This window comes from Clostridium sp. 1001271st1 H5 (assembly GCF_005845215.1).
GTDB lineage: Bacteria > Bacillota > Clostridia > Lachnospirales > Lachnospiraceae > Enterocloster.
The window spans coordinates 56,938-76,167 of record NZ_SPHO01000024.1; the positions used below are offsets into that span (position 1 = coordinate 56,938).

Sequence of the window (19,230 nt, forward strand, 5' to 3'; positions counted from 1 at the left end):
TCTCCTCTCAGGGCCTGTCTGAATATAAATCCCCATAAATTCTCCCGGACCCTGCGCCTTAATCATTCCTGCGGTTGCCGAATAATATGAGCAGGCGGAGAAGCTGGAGAACGGATGCCGCCGCTGCCGCCACATAGGTAAGGGCCGCTGCGTTCAGTACCTTCCTGGTCTGTCCCACTTCCTGCCCGGCCAATATTCCTGTGGAATCCAGAAGAGCCACCGCCCTGTGGGAAGCATTATACTCCACCGGCAGAGTCACCAGCTGGAACAGCACTGCCAGGCAAAACAAAAGGATACCCAGATTCAAAAGAACAGAGCTTCCTCCCAGCAAAAGGCCGATGATAATCAGGGGCCAGCTCAGCTGGGCGCCCAGGTTGGCTGCCGGCACCAGGGCCGCGCGTATCCTCAGCGGAGAATAGTCATTGGCATCCTGCATGGCATGGCCGCACTCATGAGCCGCCACTCCGATGGCCGCGATGGATGTGGAATTATACACTGCATCGGACAGGTTCACCGTCTTGCTTCTGGGGTCATAGTGGTCTGTCAGGTTGCCTGCCACACGGCGCACGGTCACGTCATAGATTCCCTGATTGGCCAGAAGCCGTTTGGCGGCTTCAGCGCCTGTCATGCCGCACATGCTCCTGACGGAGCTGTAACGCTGATACGTGGAGTTAAGCTTGGCAGAGGCTGCCATGGATATGATAACGCCAATCAATATCAGCACATAGGTGGGGTCAAAATAAAACATAGGGTAAAACATCATCAATCACTCTCTTTCTTTACAAAAACGTCCCCCTCCGGGATAGGATATCCGCGGAGAAAAGCTGGGGTATCCATGCGTTTCTTTCCTTCCATCTGAAGCTCCCTGACGGACAGCAGGCCGCTGCCCGTGGAAACCACCAGGCTGTTCTTATCCGAACGCACCACGGTGCCGGGAACCATCCCTGTTTCTGCCGGTAATCCTGATTCAGCCAAAAGGTCATCCGCCTCCCGGCCTGTAACCGCATCCGCCGACCATATCTTTATTGTCTTCCCATTCCACAGGGTATATGCACTGGGCCATGGATTTAATCCCCGAATCAGGCGTTCAATGGACACCGCGCCCTGATTCCAGTCAATGTCGCCAAGGGACTTTGTCAGCATCCTGGCGTAGCAGGTGCCCTCCTCTGTCTGTGGGGTACGGACCAGTGTGCCCTGCTCCAGCTTTGCAAGGGTGGATAAAATCAGTTCCCCGCCTGCCTGGGAAAGCTTGTCATGCAGGCTGCCGCCCGTCTCCTTTTCTTCAATGGGGATTACTGTCTTTTCCAGCATGTCCCCTGTATCCAGGCCAGCGTCCATCATCATGGTAGTGATGCCTGTCTCTCTCTCACCGTCTATGACGCACCACTGGATGGGTGCAGCGCCCCGGTACTTCGGAAGCAGGGACGCGTGGATATTGATGCAGCCGTACTTAGGAAGCTCCAGCACTGCCCTGGGAAGAATCTGTCCAAAAGCTATGACCACATACACATCCGCCTCCATGCCCTGAAGGACTTCCACAAAGGAGGCATCACGCACCTTTGCCGGCTGATACACCGGAATGCCGTATTCCATGGCCTGTATCTTCACAGGCGTCATCTGGACTTCCTTTCCCCTGCCCCTGGGCTTATCGGGCTGGGTCACCACGGCAATTACCTGATGACCAGCTTCCACCAGTGCCTTAAGGGCTGGCACGGAAAAATCCGGTGTTCCCATAAATACAATGCGCATAAACCTCACTCCTATTCTGTGATTTCTTCCTCATCGGCAGCGGTATCCACCAGTTCTCCCTCCACCAGCTCCACATACATCTGGCCTTCCAGATGGGCGCATTCATGGCAGATGGCCCTGGCCAGCAGGCCCTCGCCTTCCAGCTCAAACGGCTCCATATTTTCATTCAGGGCCCTCACCTTGACATAGTTGGGGCGGGTGACAATACCTGACTTGCCCGGCAGGCTTAAGCATCCCTCATAACCGGTCTGGCTGCCTTCGGTGGCTATGATTTCCGGGTTAATCAGTACGTACTGGTTCCCGTCGTCCACGTCAATGGTTACAATCTGCTTCAGCACTCCCACCTGGGGTGCTGCCAGGCCGCAGCCGTTGGCCTGGTACATGGTCTCAAACATATCTTCAATCAGCTCCATGGTGCGCTCATTCATCGCTTTCACAGGCTTACACTTCTTTGTCAGAATATCGTCTCCCATAATCCTTATCTGTCGAACTGCCATCTCTTCTCAATCTCCTTCATCATGTTAAATCGTACTGCACAGTCAGTCCATCACGGCCTTCTAATCCCTTCAGGCCCTCTTCCGTCATTTTCCTAATCTGTATCAGTATATCATAATTTTCATGCTTTATATATAAAATTTTTCTATAAATATCATTAACTTTGTATACCGCTGCATTGACCGGCCCAATGAGCCGGAAGGACCTGTATCCCTGTATTTTTTCCTGCTCCATGCGGTCCGCCCACTGCTGCACCCATCCTGCCGCCAGGTCCGCTGTCTGTTCCAGCGTCCCTTCCAGAGGGCAGGCCAGCTGGATGGTAAGCAGTGCCACTGCGGGAGGATATCCCAGCAGCCGTCTGTAAGCCATCTCCTGGCCGTAGAAGCTCTCATAATCCTGGGTAGCTGCCGTGCGGATGCTGTAATGCTCGGGCTGGTAGGTCTGAATCACCACATTTCCAGGCAAATCCCCTCTTCCGGCCCGGCCGGCTGCCTGGGTCAGAAGGGCAAAGGTCTGCTCCCCGCACCGGTAGTCCGAGGCGTAAAGGGACAAATCCGCTGCCAGGGCTCCCACCAGGGTCACCTTTGAGAAATCATGCCCCTTGACAATCATCTGGGTGCCTATAAGTATATCTGCCTCTCCCCTGGCAAATGAAGATAGTATCTCCTGGTGCCCGCCTTTTTTGGAGGTGGTATCCAAATCCATCCTTAGTATCCTGGCCTTAGGGAAAAGCTCTGCTGCCATGGCTTCAATCTTCTGGGTCCCTGTGCCAAAGGGCGCAATATAAGGCGAGCCGCACACAGGGCATTTTTTCGGCTGGGGAATGGTATACCCGCAGTAGTGGCACATCATGCGCCCGTCCCGGTGCAGGGTCAGGGTCACATCGCAGTGGGGACACTTGACAGCCTCGCCGCAGGAACGGCAGGACACAAAATTCGCATAGCCCCTGCGGTTGATGAACAGCATGACCTGCTCCCTTTTTTCCAGGCGTTCCTCTATCAGCTCCTTAAGACGCCTGCTGAAAATGGAACGGTTCCCCTCCTTTAATTCTTCCCGCAAATCCACGATTTCAACCTGGGGAAGGCAGGCGTCCTCCTTAGCCCTCTCCTTCAGGGTAAACAGCCCGTACTCTCCCCTCAAAGCCCTTGTATAGGACTCCAAAGAAGGGGTGGCCGAACCCATGACAAGGGAAGCATCATTCATCCGGGCCCGCCTGGCGGCTGCTTCCCTGGCATCATAGCGTGGGGACAGTTCGCTCTTATAGGCATTTTCATGTTCCTCGTCAATGATAATCAGCCCCAGGTTTTCAAAGGGGGCAAACAGGGCGGAGCGCGGTCCGATGACAATATCGATGTCTCCTGTCCTGGCCCGTTCATACTGGTCATACCGTTCCCCTGCAGACATGCGGGAATTCATCACCGACACCCGGTTGCCAAAGCGGCTGTAAAACCGCATAACGGTCTGCCAGGTAAGGGAAATCTCCGGTATCAGCACAATCACCTGCCGCCCGGCTCCCAGCACATGGGCAATCAGCTCCATGTAGACCTCCGTCTTACCGCTTCCCGTCACCCCGTGAAGCAGATAAGTCCGCCGGATTCCCCGGTCATACTCCCCTGTAACTGCATCTGCAATCTCCTGCTGGAAAGGATTCAGGTCCGGCGGGGCGCCCCACAGGCCGGTTCCCTCTGCCGCCCGGCTATCCGCTGCCGTCCGATTATCCGTCGCCCGGTTATCCGCTGCCCGGTTATCTGCCGCCGCACGGCTCCTATCACCGCCCCCCATAAGCAGCTTCATTTCCTCCAAAGGATTCCGGTATTTCTCCACCACCTCCACGGCAATGATTCCGGCCTCCAAAAGAGGCTTAATGGCTGTTGCTGTCAGGCTCAGCCGGTTCATGGCCTCCTCATAGGGAATGGCTCCGTTCTGAAGCAGGGCTTCTAAAAGCCGCAGCTTAGCCTTATGCTTCTTCCGTCCGGCCTCCTCCGCCAGCTCCTCCAGCACGCCCCTGCCAACCAGGGAACGGATTCTCCGTTTAGGCGCCTCCCTGACCTTCTGCTTCACAGGCAGAACTGTTTTCAGGGCCTGATTCATGGTGGAGCCATACCGTTCCTTCATCCACCAGGCCAGCCAAATAAGCTGGGACTCAGCAGGCACGCTTCCCTGCACAATCCCAGCCACATCTTTTAATTTATGGACATCTATCTGAGCCTGGTCTGTCAGCTCCACCACATATCCCTTACGCTGCCGGTTGCCCTGTCCAAAGGGTATGTAAACCTGCTGCCCCACCTGGATTTTCCCCTGCAGCTCCTCCGGTATTTTGTACTGGAACGTTCTGTCCACATTTTCGTGGGAAATATCTATAATAATACTGGCATATCTCTGCGCCACTCACTTCACCTGTCTGTCCTGATATTTTGTACTTTGGTTATTATACATGAGAATTCAGCAAAATGCAAATGGGACGGGGAGATAGGCAAACACGGACAGGAAATTTTATCCGAGGGAGAAAGGCCGACATGGATTACTGTATTGCATTTTACTTTTGGAATATGTCAATTGCATGGCTTGTGATGCCTGTCAGGTCCCCGCGTTCACAGGTGGCATAGTGGTATTTCAGGTATAATTCAAATGTCTCATCGTCCATCTTATCAATTGCTTCGCGCATGAGCAGGGCGCAGCCGTCCGCTGCGGCATAGTGCAGGCGCGTTGTGGGGAATACGGACATCAAATCGTCAATGTCTTCTTTGCGTACAAGTTCAAACAGGTCCTTTGGTTCGGATTTTGCGGCAAAGGTTTCGGGGTCAAGCAATCCCCTTTTAATGTATTCAGATACATTGATGCTGCTGCGGTTGAATCCTTCGTCCAGGAGACATCCGTCGGATATAACGTATGCGGCTATGATTACGCCTCCTTGTTTTGTGACGCGGATAGCCTCCCCCAGCGCCTGGCGCTTATCTTCCTGATTATAAAGGTGATATAAGGGTCCTAACAGCAGCGTAATGTCATATTGATTGTCCGGAAAGGCGGATAAATCCAAAGCATTGCCCTGTGTAATTGTTACATGTTCCTCGGGCCGTGTGTGTTTGCGGAATACTTCTATATTATGGGGGACCAGTTCCACTGCGTCAACCTGATAACCCTGACGTGCCAGCGCATGGGAATACCGGCCGGTCCCTGCGCCGATTTCCAGCACCCGGCTGCCGGGGGTTATGTATGCTTCAATGTAGCGCATGGTGGTAAGAAATTCAACGGCGCCATGCTTCATGCTCAGACGGCTGTCCTCGTCATAGTTATTATAAAAATCAATGATGTACTGATTTGTTGTCATAATGCACCTCTGTTTCAACCTGATTGTGATATACCGCTAAGCAGATAAGCTCCAGTCCGGCTTTTCCTGTCTGATGAGAGCTGTCAGCATATTTGCGACCATTCTTTCAATGCCGGTATTATCTAATAATATCTTCTGCCCTGCTGCCAGGACCGCTATGCCGTGAGAATAAAGGAATAAATCTATAAATATTGCCCTTGCCCGCTCCGGCTCAACTCCAATTATCTCTGCAAATTCCCCTGCCCGCTTTTCATTGCCTATCTCCTTATAGAAATCACCGGGCTCAGCCATGTTCAGATTCATATCGCTTATAAAGAGCAGCTTGAACAGATGCGTCTCTTCCTTCGCAAATTCAATATAGGAAAGCGGAAGAACCAGGCAGGGTTTTACGCCTTCAGACCTGTTAAAGCCAGCAACATACTGACTGTAATAATCATAAGCAAAATCAAGAAATTCTTTTTTTAATTCTTCCATGTTCGCATAACATGTAAAAATCGGACGCGTAGAACATTGTAATTTACCCGAAATGCTCCTGGCATTGACACACTCAAATCCCGATTCCCTCGTAATATCTAAAACCGTTTTTAATATCATTTCCTTTGTTATCTTTGCTTTGGGCGGCATATTGTTACCTCGTTCATCTCAAATCACAATAGTTATATAACATATGTTGCATAACTATTGTTGCATAAAATGCAGCAAATGTCAACCGGTTTTACAACAAAAACAGCACAGCCAGTAAGGCTGCACCGTTTCACAAAAGACAATCATACCACTTAATACTGTTTTACAACTGTCCCAGGCAATTACCTGTCCCTCAACCCCATAAGAAAAGGGCAATAACTCCCTTACTGCAATCTTTTTCAATTTCCCGTCCACTTGAAGAATCACATCACATTCCGGCGTATCATCATTTTAAATCTGACGGCAGTTACCGCAGGGAGGTATGATTTCCCCGCCCTCCTTACCGCGGACCGCCGCAATGGTTATCAATTCCCTTTCACCATGCGAATCTCACTCCACAACCCCCGCTCTTCTCTCAAACCCCTTAAACCGTCCTGAAAACAAGATTGCCCGGAATATCCAGTCAATGAACATGCCGTACCATACCCCGGAAAGTCCCAGGCCGAATATGTATACAAAGAGGTATGCAAATCCGATTCGGAATACCCACATGGAGAACACGGACACGGCCATGGTGAATTTGGCGTCCAGGGAAGCTCTCAGTGCATGGGGGATGGTGAAGGCCAGGGGCCATATAATCATGGCAATGCTGTGAATCAGAATCAGCTCCCGCGCCATGGCGGCTGCCCGGGAGGACAGATGATAGATTCCCACCAGTTCGGCGGACCAGATGACCATGGCTGTGCTGAATACGGCCAGGATTCCATATACCACCAGTATAAGGGATTTCGTGTAATGCTTGGCCTCCTTTAAACGTCCGGCGCCCACGCACTGGCCTACTATGGTTACCAGTCCCAGGCCAATGGCATTTCCCGGCAGATAGAGGACCGTCACCAAGTTGCTGGCAACGGCAAAGCTGGCTATGGATACCGTACCCAGGGAAGACACCAGGCTCTGGAGGAATATCTTGCCGAACTGGAACATACCGTTTTCCAGCCCGTTGGGAATCCCGATGGACAGAATGTTCTTAATCATATGACGGTCCGGAATCAGGAACTTCCAGCTGTTGAGACGGATGGAGTTGTTCCGGTTCTGGATGAGGACAAACATCATTAAGGCAGCTGCCACACGGCTTATAAAAGTGGGCCATGCCACGCCGGACACGCCCATCTTAAGGCCGAATACACAGATTGCATTTCCTATGATGTTAATCATATTCATGACAAAGGAGGTCATCATGGATACCTTTGAATTGCCCATGGAGCGGAACAGGGCTGTACAGGCATTATAGAGCCCGATAAAGGGATAGGACAGGGCTGTAATCCAGAAATAGGTCTGGGCGTTGTCCATCACATCCTGTTCCACTTTTCCAAATATGCCTCCCAGCAGATGGCGGCCGCCTATCAGGGCTATCCCGGCAATGACAACAGACAGGAGCATGGTCACCAGCACCAGCTGTCCGGCCGCCTTCCTGGCATCCCTGGGCTGTTCCTTGCCCAGGTACTGGGCCGATATGACGGCTCCTCCCGTGGCCAGGGCTCCCATGATTTGTATGATTAAGACGCTGATGGAATCCACCAGGGCAACGCCGGACACTGCGGATTCCCCCACCGCGGCCACCATCACCACATCCACCATGCCCACCAGCACCGCCATGATTTGTTCCACAATAAGGGGGGCCAGCAGCTTTATCATTTGTTTTCTGGAAAACATATCTTACCTTCCTCTTTCTCTCTTAATTCCAATAAATACCCAGCCGCGGTTCCTAAAAGGGATTTCTCCCTCTCAGGGCTGTGGCTGGGTATCCGGAGGACAGGCTCCCGGCCCGTCCTTTATTATCTTTGCGCATGCCTGCCTTGTGCCTGTCACCGCCTATTGGTTACCGTAGTTACCGCATATCAGCCGCCTGCTTCCCAACACACCTGTCAGCCCATTTCATAGCTTCCGGAGCCCATGGCCCTCATGGAGGTGCTGTAGAACCGCTTTGAAGCCCGAATCAGATAGCAGGTATCCTTGATTCCCACTGTCTCGTACGGGGAATGCATGGACAGCTGGGGCAAACCGATATCCACGGTGTTCAGGGCCACATGGCTGTTGGAGATATTGCCCAGGGTGGAACCGCCCGCCTTGTCGGAACGGTTGGTAAATGCCTGGCAGGGCACGCCCTCTTCCCGGCACAATGTCCTGAACACAGCGGCTGAGAGTCCGTCTGTGGCATACTGTGTGCTGTATTTAATGACAATTCCCTCATTCATATAGGGACGGTTTACCGGGTCTGATTTGTCACCGTGGTTGGGATGGGCCGCATGGGCATTGTCAGCGGAAACCATGAAGCTGGAAGCAATGGCCATCAGGTATTCTTCCTCACTTCTTCCCATGGCGCTGTTTATCCGTCTCAGCACATCCTCCAGGAAGGTGGAATCAGCCCCCTGTTTGGTCAGGCTCCCTGTCTCTTCATTGTCAAATACAGCGTGTACGCTGACACAATCACTGTGGCCGCCTTCCAGGAATCCCTTCAGGGTGGAGAATGCACACTGCAGGTCGTCTAAATGGCCGCAGGACAGGAACTCCCCGCCTGCGCCCCAGATGCTCCCGGGTACACGGTTGTAAAGGTACAGGTCATGGCCCAGGATATCCTCCTTTTTGACCCCGGCGCTCTCAGCCACGGTTTCCATGAAGGTTCCCTTTGCGTCCGCACCGCCGTATAAAGGCAGCATATCCACCTGTGCGTTATACTTATATCCGTCATTGACCTCCCGGTTAAAATGAATGGCCAGATTCGGTATCATGAGCAGGTCACGGTCCACCTTTACCAGCTTTGTCACAATGCGGTTTCCGTCCCTCACTGCCAGACGGCCGGCCACGGAAAGGGGACGGTCAAACCAGGGAGCGCACAGCATACCGCCGTACTTTTCCACGTTCAGCTTCACATAGTGGTTTTCAGCCTCCATCTCCGGATTTTCCTTGATTTTAAAGGAGGGGGAGTCGCTGTGGCTGGCCATGATTTGGAATCCGGAAAATGCTTTTCCCGGTACCTTAAAGGATACGATGGAGGAACCGTTTCTGGTCACATAGTAGGAACCGCCCTCCTTAAGCTCCCACTTCTCTCCCTCATGGAGCTGCGTGAAGCCTGCCTCCTTTAGATAATCCGCAATGGACTGTACTGCGTGGAAGCAGGTGGGGCTATTTTCAAGAAAACCGATGAGTTCTCTGGCTGTACTTAAACAGTCTTCTCTGTCTATATTCATATGATATCTCCTTTGTCTCTTTATTTCTCCTCTACTGTACCATAAACGCACCCCCGGGGCAATGCAGGCAGCCTAACTTTTTTTCTCCTTTGCTGCCATCCATGGCATAATAAATCCAAGTCCTACCAGTACAAAGGGGGTTACAATGTTGAGGGCCAGCTGGAAGGGGTCTTCTGAGTATATACCGGTGAGGCATGCAAAGGCCGTAAATATAAAACACCAGCCGCCCACCAGGATACCGGCTGTTTTACCCTTCACAAACCGGTATTCACCGCAGAATGCATCTCCGGCCCGTTTCAAGGCAATATATGCCACAAAAACCCACAGATAACGCAGAGGCATGCACACGGAGTTCACCTTGACAAGCCAGCGCACCAGGGCGTCCACGTTCCGGATGCCAAAGGCAGGAACCACAATCAGTACGCAGACAATGAGCGTCACCAGCCGGTGGCCGTTCACATAGGTGCCGTGTTCATTTTTCTCAAACATCCTACTGGGGATGAAGCGGGAATCCGCACTGTCCAGAAGCATGCGCAGAGGCGCGTCCACGGACAGGACCATGACAGAGAACTGTCCAATCAGATTGGTCAGCGCATACACCACCACAAAGAAGTTGCCCGCATGGTAATATTCACCCAGCTTCTGGAAGGCGTAGTAAGCGCCGTTGGTCATCAGGTCCTGGGGGATATGGCCGGAGTCAAACATCATGCCCAGGGCAATGGTGCCAAGGATGGCTGTCACGGCCACCATGGCTGCAAGGGCTACCATGCCCTTTGCAAAGTCCCGGGAAGGGTCCTTCATCTTGTTTACATAGGGGGATATCTTCTCGCATCCTCCCACTGCAAAAACAAGGATGGAAAGGCTGAGAAAAAAATTGGCGTTAAAGTCCGGTATAAAGGAGGACGGGGACCAGTCAATGGCTAAAAAGGAGCCGTCTGTCAGAACCGGGGCAGCCACCATCATGACAATAAACAGCATGGACATGATAAACATGGCCGAGCCTGCCAATGTGGCAAGACGCTTTAACACGCTCATCCCCTTTCCGGACAGATACATGGCAAACAGGAAGATGACCAGGCACAAAATCTGCATCACCGTGGTGTTCATGCCGCTGGCCCTCTTGTCCTGAAACAGGGCCCAGCTGGCTGCAATCACTGTGGAATTGGGCTTCTGGGAGATATAGGGCATGTGGACCACCCAGTAGGTCCAGCCCGCGTAATAGGCCATCTTAGGCCCTATGGTCTCATGAATCCAGGAGCTGACCCCGCCTCCGGCATGCTTAAAGGTAGAGCCCAGTTCCCCCACCATAAGGGCATAAGGCACAAAATAAATGGCAAATATAAGAATCCAGGATACAATGGCCTTTAATCCGCCGTACTCAGAGAATCCGTTTATTACATTTCCAAATCCCCAGACCGTTGAAAAGGCCATGAAAGCCAGGGTATGCCAGAGAATCTTCTTATCATCTTTCTGCTGCATCACAATGTTACTCCTTATCTCATTCAGAATGTACTGTCTGTGACATTTCTGTCCATGAAATACATTCTTCCCAAAATGAGGGAAAGATATGAGTGTGCAGTTTGAATCATGCCCTGGTTTCCTTCAGATGCTTCACTGCACCGGACAGCTTCATGCTGTTGGAGCCTTTAAACAGGACGCAGTCGCCCTCCTTAAGGTTCTCATCCAGCCACCCTTCTATCCGGGCCAGACTGTCCATTTTGAAATAGGGCGTCGCTGCATGGGATGCTTCCATTCCGCTGCCAATGGCGGCTGCCAGTTCTCCCAGCAAAAGTACCGTGTCCAAAGGATGCTCTCCTATGTACCCACCTATTTCCCGATGGAATCTGACCGCGTCAGGACCCAGCTCCTTCATGTCTGCCAGGACTGCAATCCTGCGGCCTTCTCCTGCCACGGAGGACAGCACCTCCAGTCCGGCCTTCATAGACACGGGGCTGGCATTGTAGCTGTCGTCAATAACCGTGACTCCGCCCCACTTAAATATCTGCTGGCGTCCCTTATAGCCCTTAAACTGCCCCAGGGCAAGGGCCGCCTTCTCCATGGAAAGCCCGTATGTATCCGCCACTGCCAGGGCTGCCATTGCATTGCTTACCATATGGCTTCCCATAACCTGAAGCCGCACCCGGGTCCTGCTGTTCCCGTGGACCGCTGTGAACACAGGATAGCCGTCTTCCAGGTGCAGGTCCTCTGCCCTGTAGTCACAGTCCTGTCCCAGTCCGTACAGCACCTTCCTCCTGCCTTCTCCGGGAACCACGGAGGCCAGAAGAGGGTCGTCGCCGTTTAAGAACAAGGTGCCCTCTGAGGGCATTCCGTCCTGGATGTGCAGCTTTTCCTCCAGGATGCGTTCCTGGGACCCAAGCTGTTCGATATGGGTCACCCCTATGTTGGTCATGACGGCGCAGTCCACCCTGGCCACCCTGGCAATGCGCTCCATCTCCCCGGGCTCGCTCATTCCCAGCTCAATGACGCCAATCTCAGCGGACTCCGGTATCTCTGCAATGGTAATGGGCACTCCCACCTGGCTGTTGCTGTTGCCCGGCGTCTTATACACCAGGAATCCGGCGCCCAGGGCCGCTGCTATCATCTCCCTGGTAGTGGTCTTTCCCACACTTCCCGTGATTCCCACCAGGGGCAGGATAAGGCGGTTCCTGCAAAAGCTTCCCAAATTCTGAAGCGCTCTTTTGGTATCAGGCACCTTAATCCAGGCCGCCCCAAGGGCTTTCTCCTCCTGCTCCCGGTTGCCCGCGCACTGCTGCCGCACAAAAGCCTCCACTGCCTCACTGCTGCAGTGTTCACTGGTAAATACAACTGCCGCCCCGCTCACGATTGCCTGGCAGAGAAAGCCGTGGGCATCTACCTTTTCACCGACAATGGGTACAAACAGGTCGTTCCCTTCCATTTTTCTGGAATCCAGACTGATGTGTTCTGCCTCAATATCCTCCCGGCCCAGCAAAAGGATTCCTCCTGTGGCCTCAAGGAGCTCCTTAACCGTTATTCCTGTCATACTATGCCTCGTCTCCCAACTCTTTTATGGTTTCTTCAATGACTTCCCTGTCCAGGAAGTGATGGCGCACGCCGTTGATTTCCTGATAATCCTCATGGCCCTTGCCGATGACAGCTACCATATCCCCCGGCACTGCGTGCAGGATGCTGTGGCGGATGGCATCCCGCCTGTCGGGAATCTCAATAAAGGCCCCGCCTGTTTTCTCTATGCTTCCCCGGATATCCGCCATGATATCCTCCACCTTTTCATATCTGGAGTTGTCTGCCGTGATTATGCTTAAATCGGCCAGCCTGCCTCCAATCTCACCCATAGAATACCGTCTGTCCTTGGAACGGTTGCCGCCGCATCCGAACACCACCACCAGCCGTTTGGGATGGTACCTGCGCAGGGTGGTGAGAAGACTCTCCATGCTCACCGCATTATGGGCGTAATCCACCAGAACCGTACACCTGGATGAGGTGTGGACAATTTCCATGCGTCCATTGACCCGTATATGCTCCAGGGCGTGTACTATCCTCTCCTTTGGAAGTCCCAGAAAGCTGCACACGCACAGGGCCGCCAGGGCATTGTCCACATTGAAGAGGCCCGGGATTCCCAGGCGCACATCCAGGTCCAGTTTTCCCGTAACGTCAAACTCCGTGCCCACAAAATCCGGCTGTGACACATACCGGATATTGGAAGCTTCAAAATCAGCTTTCTTTTCCCCGTCTTCCTTTACGCGGTAGGTATAAAGCCTGCAGGACGCATCCCGGACAATTTCTGCAAAATGTCCGTCGTTTAAGTTCACCAGGCCTATCCTGCACATGCTCAGAAGCCGGGATTTGCAGAAAAGATATTCCGCAAAATCAGCGTGTTCATCCGGCCCAATGTGGTCCGGGGAAATATTGGTGAAAATACCGTAGTCAAAGGCAATGCCGTCCACCCGGTGCATCTTGATTCCCTGGGACGACACCTCCATAATCATATACCGGCAGCCTGCCTCCGCCATTTTGGCAAAGGACTGGTGCAGTTCATAGGATTCCGGAGTGGTGTTCATGGTAGGCGTCACCTGGCCGTCAATGACTGTTCCCGTGGTGCCTATCATCCCCACCTTTTTTCCTGCTGCCTCAAGAATGGCTTTTATCATATGTGTGGTGGTGGTCTTTCCCTTTGTCCCGGTCACGCCAATGGTAATCATTCTGGAGGCCGGATGGCCGAACCTGGCTGCTGAGAGAAGGGCCAGGCTTCTCCTGCCCTCCGCTGTCTTAAGTATTGTCACCTGTCCCATTTCCTCCTCCGTAAGTCCGGAGGCCGCCAGTTCTTCCTCAACATCCCGTTCCGTCACAAGCACGCGGACGCCTGCCCGCAGCACATCCGGGACAAAACGGTGGGAGTCCACGCGGGTCCCCGCCATACACACAAACACAGCGCCGGGCGCTGCCTTTCTGGAGTCATAGACCACCTCCGTGACTTCCACGTCCAGGCTTCCCCTGACAAGTTCATAATCCAGCTCATTTACCCAGGTTCTAAGTATCATATAAATTCCTCATTTCTTTTTCATGCAACTTATTTTATGCCCAAACCTATCCTGGCCCGGCGCTCCTTTCTTGGATGCGCCGGGCCAGGCCGATTTCCTAGAAGAGTCCGGTAATCTTACCGTTCTCATCCACATCAATGCTGTCTGCCGCCGGTTTCTTTGGAAGTCCCGGCATGGTCATGATGGAACCTGTCAGCGCCACCACAAAGCCTGCGCCTGCTGACACATAGGCATCCCTTACATTGATGGTAAATCCTGTGGGACGGCCCAGCTTGGTCTGGTCATCCGACAGGGAATACTGGGTCTTGGCCATGCACACCGGCAGGTTTCCAAAGCCCATATCCTCAATGCGCTTTAACGCCTTGGCTGCGGCCGGTGCAAAGGATGCGCCGTCTGCCCCGTAAATCTCCCTGGCAATGGTATTAATCTTATCCTTAAGGCCCATCTCATCCGGATAGAGCACATGGTACTGGGTGGGCTTGTTCTCCAGGGTCTCCATTACCTTTTCAGCCAGGGCAATACCGCCCTCGCCGCCCTTTGCCCATACCTCGGACAGGGCGAATTCACATCCTCTGTCCTCGCAGAACTTCTTGATATAAGCATATTCTGCCTCTGTGTCTGATATGAAGGAATTGAGCGTAACCACCACGGGTACTCCGAACTTCTGGAGATTCTCAATGTGCTTCTCCAGATTGACGATACCCTTCTCCAGAGCTTCCAGGTTCTCAGTTGAAAGCTGGTCCTTGGGCACGCCGCCGTTGTACTTAAGGGCCCTGACTGTTGCCACCAGAACCACTGCGTCAGGCCTCAGTCCTGCCTTGCGGCACTTGATGTCAAGGAACTTCTCCGCCCCCAGGTCAGCGCCGAATCCAGCCTCTGTCACCACCACGTCAGCCAGCTTCAGGGCTGTCTTGGTAGCCCTTACGCTGTTGCATCCATGGGCAATGTTGGCAAACGGACCGCCGTGTACCAGGGCGCCTGTGTGCTCCAGTGTCTGAATCAGGTTAGGCTTTAAGGCATCCTTCAGAAGGGCTGCCATGGAGCCTACTGCATGAAGCTGCTCAGCAGTCACAGGCTCTCCCGCAAAATTGTAAGCCACGATAATCTTGCCCAGGCGGTTCTTTAAATCTTCCATGTTGTCAGCCAGGCAAAGGATTGCCATGATTTCGGAAGCCACTGTAATAACAAAGTGGTCCTCCCTGACCATACCGTCTCCCTTGGCTCCCAGGCCTACCACGATATTTCGCAGTACACGGTCATTCATGTCCACGCAGCGTTTCCACTGTATCTGCCTTGGGTCAATCCCCAGGACGTTGCCCTGCTGGATATGGTTGTCTAACAGTGCTGCCAGCAGGTTATTGGCGGATGTGATGGCGTGGAAATCACCTGTAAAGTGCAGGTTTAAATCCTCCATAGGCACAACCTGGGCATAACCGCCGCCGGCTGCACCGCCCTTAACGCCAAAGCAGGGACCCAGGGACGGTTCCCTGAGCGCTATGATGGCCTTTTTGCCCATCTTCCCAAATGCCTCGCCCAGACCAACCGTGGTGGTTGTCTTTCCCTCTCCTGCCGGAGTGGGGTTAATGGCTGTCACCAGCACCAGCTTTCCGTCGGGACGGTCCTTTACCTGCTCCCAGAGTTCATCTGTCAGCTTTGCCTTGTATTTACCGTAAAGCTCCAGGTCATCCTCCCCGATTCCGTAAGCAGCAGCCACTTCTTTGATGGGCTGCATCACGGCCTCCTGTGCAATTTCAATATCTGATTTCATGTTTTTGTTCCTCCTCTTATATTACGCCCCGCGGTTCCCTGCCTTTGCAGGTCCGTCAACGTTTTATTCAAAAGCACCGGCCGCTGCTGCCCTTGCCGGCAGCCGCTGCTCTTGTTTCCCCATACACTCCTGTTTCCCGGTCAGGCCATCTGTACCGCCCTGCCGGGCAGCAGGCTTTAATATCCCTGCTCCAGCAGTTCCTCGAATTCTTCCATGCTCATAAGCACCTTCCTGGGCTTTGTCCCCTCTTCCTCGCCCACCACGCCGGCTTCGGCCAGCTGGTCCATGATTCGGGCCGCCCGGTTAAAGCCAATCTTAAACATCCTCTGGAGCATTCCGATGGATGCCTTTTCCTTCTCAATGATGAACCTGCCCGCCTGGACAAAGTATTCATCCCGTTCAGCTGCCCCGCTGCCCCCATCCATGGACGGGGATGAGACGCGGCTCTCCACTTCCGGATTATATTCAGCCACCATGCCCTGTTCTGTCAGGAACTCCACTACGCGGCCCACTTCCTCATCGGACACAAAGGCGCCCTGCACACGCTGGGGCTTGGGGAATCCCGCCGGATAAAAGAGCATATCGCCCTTTCCCAGCAGCTTCTCAGCCCCGTTCATATCAATGATAGTCCTGGAATCCACACCCGAGGACACTGCAAAAGCAATTCTGGACGGCACATTGGCCTTAATCAGACCTGTGATGACGTTAACCGACGGCCTCTGGGTGGCAATAACCAGATGGATTCCCGCTGCACGGGCCAGCTGGGCCAGGCGGCAGATGGAATCCTCCACTTCTCCCGGGGCAACCATCATAAGGTCTGCCAGCTCGTCGATGATTATGACAATCTGAGGCATCTTTGCCGGCTTCTTGTCATCCTCAATATCCTTTATCTTCTCAACTCTTTCATTGTAGCCCTTTAAATCCCTGACATTGCACTCCGCAAACTTCTTATAGCGGTCCGTCATCTCAGCCACAGCCCAGTTCAGGGCCCCTGATGCCTTCTTGGGGTCTGTCACCACAGGGATGAGCAGATGGGGGATTCCGTTATATACACTGAGTTCCACCACCTTGGGGTCCACCATAATCATCTTCACGTCCTCTGGTTTGGACTTGAAGATAATACTCATAATCAGGGTGTTGATGCATACCGACTTACCGGAGCCAGTGGCGCCTGCAATAAGCAGATGGGGCATCTTTCCTATGTCCGTCACCACCACCTGCCCGCCGATATCCTTGCCCACAGCAAAGGCCAGACGGGACTTGTGGTTTTTAAAAGCCTCCGCCTCCAGCAAATCCCTCAGGTACACCATATTATTCTCTTTGTTCGGCACCTCGATTCCCACTGCCGACTTGCCGGGGATGGGTGCTTCTATACGGATGTCCGCAGCAGCCAGGCTCAGCTTGATATCATCGGTCAGTCCCACTATCTTGCTGACCTTCACGCCCTGTTCCGGCAGAAGCTCATACCGGGTCACGGCAGGGCCGCAGCTGATGTTAGTGACCGTCACGCCCACCCCGAAATTGTGCAGGGTCTGCTGCAGCTTTATGGCAGTGGCCTTGTACTCATCCCCAGAGAAGGCTCCGGCATTCTTGGCCCCCTTCTTAAGCAGGGTGGTGGGCGGGAACACGTATTCCTTCTTGACCGCCTCTTCCTTTTCCTTGATTTCCTGGGCCACCGCCAGATTTGAATCTGACTGTTTAGCCTCCTCCCGCTTCTTCTCAATCTTTTTCTGGAGAAGCTCTGTCTCAGTCTCTATGACCTTGCCTGAAGCCGTAACCACCCGCTTAGGCTCCTCCGGCACAAATACGCTGTCATAATTGATCCCCTGCTCCGAGGCGTCTGTCTCATAGATATCTGCTTCACAGATATCTGGCTCACAGATATCCGAATCACCGGTATCTGGTTCACGGTCCCCTGCTCCGGACCTTCCTGCTGCATGAGCACCGGCCGCACCTTCTGCAGCCATGGCATCCGCCTGCGCCATATTCCCAGAGGTCCCATACTCCTCCTCCCAGGGAACCGTATCCTCACGGCCATGGCCGCTGTCCGCATCCCGGCCCGCGGATGTCCCAATGCCCAGCTCCATCTCTTCCAGGGTCTTTAAATCCTTTTTCACATGGATGGTGTCATAATCATATGCATCGTGTGTCCCATACTCGTCCTCCACCCGGATACCGGTAACCACCGGTGCATCATCCCTGCGCCCGGTACGGCTGTGTCCCTCTATGGACCTGGCCAGGGCTCCCACATCGTCCGTGTCATAGGAGTCCCCGTCATCCATAGCCGCAGGCTCCAAAGGCGGGTCGAACCTGCCCACAAACTCATCCGGCGGAAGGATATCCTTTGCGCCGGCTGTCTGGGCCGTTCCCCAGTCCTCCTGGTATGTATCGGGCATTTCCGGCATTTTCTCCAAATCCGCGCCGAACTCCCGGTCAAATGCTTCCTCGTCGTAATCCTCTTCCTCAGGCGTCATCAGCCTTGTGGCATTCAGGTTCACGCCCCGCACCCTCTGTTCCTCGCGAATGCGCCTGCGTTCCTCCTCCCGTATGGCATGGAGCTCCCTGCGCCTGTCCATATCCTCCCTGGCATACTGATAGGCTTTGTCCCCTCCCCGCTTCACAGCAGACACAAAGGAGCGCTCCGTGATGCATACCATACAGATGATAAACAGGACCACCAGAATCAGGAATGCCCCCGGCTTTCCCAGTCCGATGGTGAGAAAGGAGGTAAGAACACCCCCAAGCCATCCTCCCCCCGTACCGGTCAGTGTGGACTGTTTGTAGTACTCCATCCACTTTGCGCCGGCAGGCACTGTTCCAAAAGCCAGCTGCAGCAGTCCGCAGACCGTAATCACAGCCCCCACCACGGCCGCCAGCTTCATGGCGGCATGGATGTTGCCCTGGTTGGACAGATGAAAACAGGTCCCCACAAATATCAGGATGGGAAACAGGTATCCCACCATTCCGAACACTCCCAGCTGCACACCGCGGAGCACATCGCCCACCACGCCGCACAGCTTAAAATTGCTGAGAAATAAAAGAATGGCAACAGCAAAAGAGCAGATGATGACCACTTCTGCTCTCATGAATTCCGTATTATCCTGTTCATAGGCCTTTTTCCCGGTTGTCCCACGGCTCTTGGCGGAAGTGCTTGTCTTCTTGGACGTACTTCCCTTTGGCCTTCCCGGCTTTCTGTTCCCACTCTGCTGTCGTTTTGTTGTTTCAGCCACTTGATACAGCCTCCCGTCATTCTCTTACAAGTTATCGTACCGTAGCAGCCTCCCATTCCCACAGCAGGCTGTCTTATTTATACAGTTAACTTATATTATGCTATATTTGAGATCAAAATTCAAGTGGATTGTTCCAAAAGCCTCCAAAACCCATAGCGCATGTCTGCGAAAAAGGGCCTGAATCCCGTCTTTGGACTTTAACACCATAATTCTTTAGGGGCAATTCAACACATCATATATTTACAGTCAG

Annotated in this window: 13 protein-coding genes; all 13 read right to left on the reverse strand. The window is 53.4% G+C overall.

Annotated elements, in window-relative coordinates:
• Positions 1-58: 58 nt before the first annotated feature.
• Positions 59-760 (reverse strand): zinc metallopeptidase, encoded by a 702-nt coding sequence (locus tag FGS84_RS25885; protein ID WP_330641157.1) that lies wholly within the window; start codon positions 758-760, stop codon positions 59-61.
• A 2-nt stretch (positions 761-762) separates the two neighbouring features.
• Complete coding sequence (gene fmt, locus FGS84_RS25890; protein WP_138311120.1) at positions 763-1,749, reverse strand: methionyl-tRNA formyltransferase; 987 nt, start codon at positions 1,747-1,749, stop codon at positions 763-765.
• 11 nt (positions 1,750-1,760) lie between these two features.
• Positions 1,761-2,246, reverse strand: coding sequence for a peptide deformylase (gene def / locus FGS84_RS25895; protein WP_138311121.1), 486 nt, complete (start codon positions 2,244-2,246; stop codon positions 1,761-1,763).
• Between the two features lie 19 nt (positions 2,247-2,265).
• Positions 2,266-4,632, reverse strand: coding sequence for a primosomal protein N' (gene priA, locus FGS84_RS25900; RefSeq protein ID WP_138311122.1), 2,367 nt, complete (start codon positions 4,630-4,632; stop codon positions 2,266-2,268).
• Positions 4,633-4,780: 148 nt separating this feature from the next.
• Positions 4,781-5,572 (reverse strand): class I SAM-dependent methyltransferase, encoded by a 792-nt coding sequence (locus FGS84_RS25905; RefSeq protein ID WP_138311123.1) that lies wholly within the window; start codon positions 5,570-5,572, stop codon positions 4,781-4,783.
• A 36-nt stretch (positions 5,573-5,608) separates the two neighbouring features.
• Entirely contained in the window at positions 5,609-6,166 is a 558-nt protein-coding gene (locus FGS84_RS25910) for a TetR/AcrR family transcriptional regulator (protein WP_347563892.1), read from the reverse strand.
• A 420-nt stretch (positions 6,167-6,586) separates the two neighbouring features.
• Positions 6,587-7,909: an MATE family efflux transporter gene (locus tag FGS84_RS25915; protein WP_138311125.1), complete on the reverse strand. Its 1,323-nt coding sequence runs from the start codon at positions 7,907-7,909 to the stop codon at positions 6,587-6,589.
• A 212-nt stretch (positions 7,910-8,121) separates the two neighbouring features.
• Positions 8,122-9,444 (reverse strand): M18 family aminopeptidase, encoded by a 1,323-nt coding sequence (locus FGS84_RS25920; protein ID WP_138311126.1) that lies wholly within the window; start codon positions 9,442-9,444, stop codon positions 8,122-8,124.
• 72 nt (positions 9,445-9,516) lie between these two features.
• Complete coding sequence (locus FGS84_RS25925; RefSeq protein WP_138311127.1) at positions 9,517-10,923, reverse strand: amino acid permease; 1,407 nt, start codon at positions 10,921-10,923, stop codon at positions 9,517-9,519.
• A gap of 106 nt (positions 10,924-11,029) precedes the next feature.
• Positions 11,030-12,466 (reverse strand): UDP-N-acetylmuramoyl-tripeptide--D-alanyl-D-alanine ligase, encoded by a 1,437-nt coding sequence (gene murF / locus FGS84_RS25930; RefSeq protein WP_138311128.1) that lies wholly within the window; start codon positions 12,464-12,466, stop codon positions 11,030-11,032.
• 1 nt (position 12,467) lies between these two features.
• A complete protein-coding gene (locus FGS84_RS25935) occupies positions 12,468-13,982 on the reverse strand; it encodes a UDP-N-acetylmuramoyl-L-alanyl-D-glutamate--2,6-diaminopimelate ligase (protein WP_138311129.1) in 1,515 nt (504 codons plus the stop codon).
• 97 nt (positions 13,983-14,079) lie between these two features.
• Complete coding sequence (locus tag FGS84_RS25940) at positions 14,080-15,750, reverse strand: formate--tetrahydrofolate ligase (RefSeq protein ID WP_138311130.1); 1,671 nt, start codon at positions 15,748-15,750, stop codon at positions 14,080-14,082.
• Positions 15,751-15,926: 176 nt separating this feature from the next.
• A complete protein-coding gene (locus FGS84_RS25945; RefSeq protein ID WP_138311131.1) occupies positions 15,927-18,980 on the reverse strand; it encodes a DNA translocase FtsK in 3,054 nt (1,017 codons plus the stop codon).
• Positions 18,981-19,230: the final 250 nt, after the last annotated feature.